We start from the raw sequence: 1,012 nt of genomic DNA on the forward strand, positions 1-1,012 counted from the left end.
CACCCCGACAGGGACCGCACTGGGCTGATCACGCCGCTACACAGACGCGCAAAGCAGCCCAACTGCTCGTACTTGGCACATTCACCAAGCCGCTAACCCCCGCATCCGGCGGAACCGCATGGCATGCAAGCACAGCACCCGCCCTCCCATGCCGTTCCTCCCCAGCGCCCCCGAACTGACCACCGTCTACGTAAGCACGCTCGGGCAAGCGTTACCGAAGCAACCGCCCGACCTCCTACCTGACCAGCGACGACGACTCACGCACACCACTCACCTGAAGCAGCCCGAATGGCACGACCACCCCACCCCCGGCCTCCCACCGCGACGTGTGCGAGAGGCCAGCTACTCGGTCTGATCCTGCTGACCAGCCACCACGAAGCTTCGGGGCTGGGGACGTCACAGTTGGAGGGCGACATGGCCGATCAGCCGAGACCAGTCACCCACCGAACGGAAATCCCCACCCTGTGGATGACCCCCAAGCAGCGCCACGCATCTCGCGCGCTACCGCCCACCCCAGTCGTTAATCGACCACCTGGTACCGCCGCACACCAACCACCTCTGAACTGATGTAGCCACCGGCCTCGAAACCTCTGGTGGAATCAGCCAACAATCGCCATCACGGATATCGCGATTCCCTCGTCGCATATGGCAAGCCTGACCGGCATTATTCCTGTCGGAGCGCCCATGGGCCTATTCGCACCCACCCCCATCCCCCACGGAGCATCATGACGTTCGACCCCGACGACGTCCACGCACCCCCAGAGCAGTACTCCCTACTCCATCAAGCAGCCGAGAACGCATCACCCAAAACAGTCGCCCACCTGGTCAGCCAATTACCCGACATCGACTTCCTCGACGAGGACGACCCCGAATACCCCGGCCGCACCGCACTCTGGACCGCCGTCTTCGCCAATCGTCCCGACAACGCCCGCGTCCTGGCCGTCGCCGACGCGAGCCCATGGCTGCCGATGATGAACGGCTGGCCCCCGGGACGACTCAGCCTGGCCACCCC

At 64.7% G+C, this 1,012-nt stretch carries 1 pseudogene; it reads left to right on the top strand.

The annotated features are described in order from the left end of the window. Window positions 1-725: 725 nt before the first annotated feature. Window positions 726-1,012 (top strand): annotated as a pseudogene (locus HII36_RS55490) (hypothetical protein); the annotation flags it as partial.

The sequence above is a fragment of the Nonomuraea antri genome, from assembly GCF_013283785.1.
GTDB classification, from domain to species: domain Bacteria; phylum Actinomycetota; class Actinomycetes; order Streptosporangiales; family Streptosporangiaceae; genus Nonomuraea; species Nonomuraea antri.